The organism is Nocardioides sp. (assembly GCF_035481145.1).
GTDB lineage: Bacteria > Actinomycetota > Actinomycetes > Propionibacteriales > Nocardioidaceae > Nocardioides.
Genome location: NZ_DATIHB010000017.1, coordinates 1 through 5,873, shown reverse-complemented (window position 1 = coordinate 5,873; position 5,873 = coordinate 1). Strand labels below are relative to the sequence as shown.

Genomic DNA, 5,873 nt, shown 5'->3' with positions numbered 1-5,873 from the left:
GGGGGAGGTGCGCGCCCTCATCGCCGCCGGGCTCGCCGACGGAGCAGCGCTGACCGATCGCGAGGTTGCCAGGCTGGCCCACGCCTGCCTCGACCCCGCGGTGCGAGACGCTGCCTGGTGCGACCTCCGGCGGGAGACGGTGGAGGCGCAGCTCGACTTCTGGCGAGGCATCGTCGCGCGCACGCCTGATGAGCTCGCCGCGGGCGTGGCGGCCGTGCTCGGCTTCGCGGCCTGGCTCTCGGGGCACGGCGCACTCGCGTGGTGCGCCGTCGACCGGTCCTTCGCAGCCGACCCCGCGTGCTCGCTCGCGCGGCTGGTGGCCGACCTGCTGCAGGCTGCGGTGCCGCCGACGGCGTGGTCAGACATCGCGTCCGCCGCGCAGGCGTAGCCGCTGCCAGGTGCGTGACTCGCCCGTGAGTGGGCGTGCCCAGCCCTGCTTCGTGACGACGGCGAACCAGGGGAGGGACGCACCTGACTCGGCGAAGCCGGCGCGAGCCGCCGACGCCCAGGCAGCATCGAGGTCGTGGCCACCGGGCTCGCCGACCCGGGTCAGCCAGACTGCAGGCAGGGCCTCGTCGTGGTGCATGGCGAGCAGCGTCAGCACCAGGTCGGTGCGCAGCGCGTGGTCGAGGTCGCCCGCCGGAGCCACGAAGACCTCTCCGCCCGGCACCCCGACGTGGATCACCGGCGGGAAGACCCGCGCACGGGTGCTGCGGCGCAGCTCGAAGACGAGGCGGCGCAGGGCCTCCTGCGTTGCGGCGTCCAGCGGAGCGGGTTCCATGGGCCGAGCCTGCCGGACGCCACCGACAGCCGGTCGGGGTCCTCCACAGCCTCTGCGGCAGGATGGGGGCATGGCCTTCCAGATCGCCCAGGACCCCGCTGCCGACCAGGTGCTCACCGACAGCGACTTCGCGCTCCTCGCCGGCATGGCGCTGGACCAGCAGTTCCCGATGGAGCACGCCTTCCGTGGTCCCGCGAAGATCCTCGAGCGGTTCGGCAGCATCGACCCGCGTGACATCGCGGCCGCGGACCCGGAGTCCTTCGCCGCCCTCTGCGCGACCACCCCCGCGATCCACCGCTTCCCGGGGTCGATGGCCGGCAAGATCCAGGCCCTCGCCCAGGCGATCGTCGACGACTACGACGGTGAGACCGCCCGGCTCTGGAACGAGGCGAAGGACGGCAAGGACCTGCTCAAGCGGATGACTGCCCTGCCCGGGTTCGGGAAGCAGAAGGCGCAGATCTTCGTCGCGCTCCTCGCGAAGCAGGTCGGCGTGCGTCCGGAGGGATGGGAGGCGGCCGTGGGGGACTATGCGCTCGAGGGCCATCGGTCCGTCGCGGACGTCGTCGACGGCCAGTCCCTGCTCAAGGTCCGCGAGTACAAGCAGGCCAAGAAGGCCGCGGCCAAGAAGGCGTGAGGCTCGCCGCAGTGCCCGGTGGCGGAGTTCGTTGGGAAGCCGTGGCAGACTATGCCCGCGGCTCTTGACGACAGCGGGCCTTGCCGCGCCCCAAACCAGATTTTCTCCCAAGAGGTGTTCGTGTCGCGCAACCTGCTTCCGGCCGAGGTCTTGTCCCACCCTGAGATCGCCGGGCTGGTGACCCTCGCGGAGCCGACCGGCACCGTGACTCCCGAGCAGGTCCGCAAGGCGGCTGAGGCGGCTGCGATCGAGCCACGCCACCTGAAGGCGCTGCTCGTCCACCTGTCCGCCGAGGGCATCACGGTGGCGATGCACGCCGACGACCACAAGGCCGTCGCTGCCACCACGCCGCGCAAGACCGCCACCGCCAAGGTGCCGGCCAAGAAGGCTGCGGCTGCTCCGGCCGCGGCGGCTCCCGCGGCCAAGAAGGCTGCTGCTCCGCGCAAGACCGCGGCGCAGAAGAAGGCCGAGGCCCAGGCTGTCTCTGCCGAGGACGCGGAGCAGGCGATCGCTGCCCCGACCCAGGTCGACGCCAATGGCAACAAGATCCTCGCTGACGTCTCCGACTCGATCGTCGAGAAGCAGCTCGACTCCGAGGAGATCAAGGAGGTCGAGAAGGAGTCCGAGTCCTTCGTGATCTCCTCTTCCGACGACACCGACGAGCCGGTCCAGCAGGTCATGGTCGCCGGTGCGACCGCCGACCCGGTCAAGGACTACCTCAAGCAGATCGGCAAGGTCCCGCTCCTCAACGCCGAGATGGAGGTCGAGCTGGCCAAGCGCATCGAAGCCGGCCTCTTCGCCTCGGAGAAGCTCGCCAAGGGCGGCAAGATCTCGCCGAAGCTCCTCGACGAGCTCGAGTGGATCACCGCCGACGGTGGCCGTGCCAAGAACCACCTGCTCGAGGCCAACCTGCGTCTCGTCGTCTCCCTCGCCAAGCGCTACACCGGCCGCGGCATGCTCTTCCTGGACCTGATCCAGGAGGGCAACCTCGGTCTGATCCGCGCGGTCGAGAAGTTCGACTACACCAAGGGCTACAAGTTCTCGACGTACGCCACGTGGTGGATCCGCCAGGCCATCACCCGCGCCATGGCCGATCAGGCCCGCACCATCCGTATCCCGGTGCACATGGTCGAGGTCATCAACAAGCTCGCGCGCGTCCAGCGCCAGATGCTCCAGGACCTGGGCCGCGAGCCCACCCCGGAGGAGCTGGCCAAGGAGCTCGACATGACCCCGGAGAAGGTCATCGAGGTCCAGAAGTACGGCCGCGAGCCGATCTCGCTCCACACCCCGCTCGGTGAGGACGGCGACTCGGAGTTCGGTGACCTGATCGAGGACTCCGAGGCGATCGTCCCCGCTGACGCCGTCTCGTTCACGCTCCTGCAGGAGCAGCTGCACGCCGTCCTCGACACGCTCTCCGAGCGCGAGGCGGGCGTCGTCTCGATGCGCTTCGGCCTGACCGACGGCCAGCCGAAGACCCTCGACGAGATCGGCAAGGTCTACGGCGTCACGCGTGAGCGCATCCGCCAGATCGAGTCCAAGACGATGTCGAAGCTGCGCCACCCGTCGCGCTCCCAGGTGCTGCGCGACTACCTCGACTGATCCAGTCCGTACGACGACGCCCCCGGCCGTTCTGGCCGGGGGCGTCGTTGGTTCGGGCAAGGTGGCCGCGCAGCGTACGGCACGATGAGGCCATGCTCCTGCTGGTTCTCGGCTTCATCGCCTCCGTGTGCGTCTGGATCGCTCTGATGGTCCTGCTGGGCATTGGTCGGGACTGGATCGGGCGGATCACGGGGCTCAGTGCATGGGCTACGCGCACCCGTTTCCGCGAACGTCAATCGGTGCTTCCCGGCTCATGGTTCGCCGCGTCGATGGGCTGCATCGGAGCTCTGCTGACCTGCGCGTACGGCGCCGCCCTGACCCTGGCACCGACCGAACCGTGGGACCGCGGCACGGGACTCACGGTGCTCGCGGTGGGCGCCTGCCTGCTCGTCGTGGCCGCTCTGCTGACCATCCGCTGGTGGCGTGTCTCGGCGTACTACCTGCCATGACCTGCCGGTGTACGCGATGATCAGCGCATGCTGACTGCTGCCGCGGTGTTCGCCGCCCTCGCCGGACTCCTGCACGTCTACATCTGGGCGATGGAGTCGCTCGTCTTCACGACGAAGGGCCGCAAGGTCTTCGGGCTGTCGGCGGAGGAGGCAGCCAACCCCAGCGTGCAGGACCTCTTCTACAACCAGGGCTTCTACAACCTCTTCCTGGCGATCGGCACGCTGACCGGCGCCGGCATCACCCTGGCGGATGGCTGCGGGGTGGGCACGGCGCTGATCGTCTTCGGCACCGGCTCGATGCTCGGCGCCGCCATCGTCCTGGTCACGCACAACGCGACGATGCTGCGCGGCGCGATCGTGCAGGGCACGTTCCCGCTGATCGCGCTCGTGCTGCTCGCGATCAACTGCCTCACGCGGTAGGCAGCGGCGCCGTCCGCGGCCAGGACTGCCGGATCTCGAGCTGGGCCGCCAGCGCCAGCAGCGTCGGCTCGGTGCCGGGGCGTCCGACGAGCTGCACCGCGACGGGGCGCCCGTCGGGATCGAGGCCGGCAGGGACGGTCATGGCCGGCCAGCCCACGATGTTCCACGGCGCGGCGAACGGCGCGAACCGCGCGTTGGCGGTCACCGACCGCACCCAGCCGCGGCTCGACCAGGCGTGAGCCGCGACGGGCGGCTGTGCAAGCGCTGGGGTGAGCAACACGTCGCACTCCTCGAAGAAGGCCTCGGCGCGCGACCGCCACGCCTCACGTCCGGCGGGTCTGGGATGGCCTCGACGCGCGAGCGCGCGGCCGATCGCTGCGTGGCGCCGGTTCCGCTTCTCGAGCGCGCTCGGGTCAGGGAGGAGGTCGGCCTCCTCGGCGGTGCCCGTCGTCCACAGGGCCATGCCCGTGGTCGTCAGCAGCGTGGGGGAGTAGTGCGGGGTCCGCTCCGTGACGTGGTGCCCGGCCTCCTGAAGCAGGCGTGCGGCCCGCTGGGCCGCGTCGCGCCACGGTGCAGCGACCGGCGTGAGCGGCGCGGGGGCCCGGGTCGACAGGGCGATCCGCAGCGCGCCGGGATCGCGGAGGTCGGCCAGTGCCGGTCGGTCGGCGAGCACGGAGAGCATCAGCGCTGCGTCGGCCACCGTGGTGGCGAGCGGACCGTGCTCGGACATCCCGTTCCAGTGACTCGTCCGGTCATCGCTCGGCACGACACCTGTGCCGGGCTTGATGCCCACCAGTCCGCAACAGGCAGCCGGGATCCGGATGGAGCCCATCCCGTCGTTGCCGTGCGCGATCGGGACGTCGCCCGCAGCCACGGCGGCCGCAGAGCCCCCGGAGGAGCCCCCGGGTGTGCGGTCGCGGTCCCACGGGTTGCGGGTGATGCCGAACCTCGAGTCCGTGACACCCCAGACGCAGAGCTCGGGGACCCGGGTCAGGCCGACGACCACGGCGCCGGCGGCGCGGAGTCGGCGTACGACCTCGTGGTCGGCGTCGCGCGGGGCGGGGTCGGTGGCTGTGGAGCCGTCACGGAGCGGCTCGCCCGCGACCGGCACGGTGTCCTTGATCGCGATCGGCACGCCGGCCAGGGGCAGGCTGGTGCGCTCGAGATGCCGGTCGACCGCTTCGGCCTCGGCCAGCGCTGCCTCCGTGCGCACCACCTGCCAGGCGTTGGTCATGGGCTGGCTGCGGGCGATCCGGTCCAGCGCCCGGGTGGTCGCCTCGCGTGCGGTGAGGCTTCCGGCGCGCACGGCGGTTGCGGTCTCGACGGCGGTGAGCTCCATGCATGGGACGCTACCCACGGGAGGCGGCCTGCCAACCCGACCCGCGGGAAAATCCGGTTGACCGATCCGGCAGGATCGGTGCCATGAGACGCCGCGGGATCCTCGACTCGATCCCCCTGTTCATCCCGGCGATCCCGTTCGGCTTCGTGCTGGGTGTCGCGATCATCGACTCCGGGATGGAGCCGCTCATCGGCTGGTCGAGCTCGTGGATCATCTACGGCGGGGCTGCCCAGTTGACCCTGGTCACCCTGCTCGGCGCCGGTGCCGCGAGCGCCGCGGTGATCGCCGCGCTCGTGGTCAACTCGCGCCACGTGCTCTACTCGCTCGCGCTGGCGACGACGTTCCAGAAGCAGCCGGCATGGTTCCGCTGGGTGGGATCGGCGCTGCTCATCGACCAGGTCTTCGTGCTGGCCGAGTCGCGCAAGCACCTCGAGCCGCGCGACTTCCGGCAGTACTACCTCGCCACCGGCCTGTTCTTCCTCGTGACCTGGAACGTCGTCGTCGCGCTCGGTCTCGTGATCGGACCCGCCGTCCCCACCGAGTGGGGCCTGGGCTTCGCCGTGCCGGTGATGTTCACCGGAATGCTCGTGGCCGGGCTCATCGGTGACCGGAGCCGCACACGGAACCCGAAGGTGGTCGCTGCCGTCGTCG

General features: G+C 70.8%; 8 protein-coding genes. 6 read left to right on the top strand and 2 right to left on the bottom strand.

Annotated features, from left to right (window positions below; translation table 11 throughout):
* Positions 1 to 388: DUF4192 family protein (locus VLF38_RS01760; RefSeq protein WP_325269572.1), on the top strand; the 388-nt coding region annotated here is incomplete at its 5' end.
* Here the strand turns inward: VLF38_RS01760 and VLF38_RS01755 are convergent.
* Positions 359 to 781 carry a hypothetical protein gene (locus VLF38_RS01755; protein WP_325269571.1) on the bottom strand — a complete coding sequence of 141 codons (423 nt, stop codon included), beginning with the start codon at positions 779 to 781 and terminating at the stop codon, positions 359 to 361. The genes VLF38_RS01760 and VLF38_RS01755 overlap by 30 nt on opposite strands.
* Positions 782 to 851: 70 nt before the next feature.
* On the opposite strand from VLF38_RS01755, the gene VLF38_RS01750 reads away from it, so the two are divergent.
* The 4 genes from VLF38_RS01750 to VLF38_RS01735 all read left to right on the top strand — a co-directional run bounded on the left by VLF38_RS01750 (position 852) and on the right by VLF38_RS01735 (position 3,883).
* Positions 852 to 1,415, top strand: coding sequence for an HhH-GPD-type base excision DNA repair protein (locus tag VLF38_RS01750; protein ID WP_325269570.1), 564 nt, complete (start codon positions 852 to 854; stop codon positions 1,413 to 1,415).
* 309 nt (positions 1,416 to 1,724) lie between these two features.
* Entirely contained in the window at positions 1,725 to 3,014 is a 1,290-nt protein-coding gene (locus tag VLF38_RS01745) for an RNA polymerase sigma factor (protein ID WP_414689350.1), read from the top strand.
* Positions 3,015 to 3,106: 92 nt separating this feature from the next.
* A complete protein-coding gene (locus VLF38_RS01740; protein WP_325269568.1) occupies positions 3,107 to 3,463 on the top strand; it encodes a hypothetical protein in 357 nt (118 codons plus the stop codon).
* Between the two features lie 27 nt (positions 3,464 to 3,490).
* Positions 3,491 to 3,883 (top strand): DUF1304 domain-containing protein, encoded by a 393-nt coding sequence (locus tag VLF38_RS01735; protein ID WP_325269567.1) that lies wholly within the window; start codon positions 3,491 to 3,493, stop codon positions 3,881 to 3,883.
* Here the strand turns inward: VLF38_RS01735 and VLF38_RS01730 are convergent.
* A complete protein-coding gene (locus tag VLF38_RS01730; RefSeq protein ID WP_325269566.1) occupies positions 3,873 to 5,222 on the bottom strand; it encodes an amidase in 1,350 nt (449 codons plus the stop codon). The genes VLF38_RS01735 and VLF38_RS01730 overlap by 11 nt on opposite strands.
* Positions 5,223 to 5,305: 83 nt before the next feature.
* Between VLF38_RS01730 and VLF38_RS01725 the strand changes: the two genes are divergently transcribed.
* On the top strand, positions 5,306 to 5,873 hold a 568-nt coding region (locus tag VLF38_RS01725; RefSeq protein ID WP_325269565.1), incomplete at its 3' end, for an AzlC family ABC transporter permease.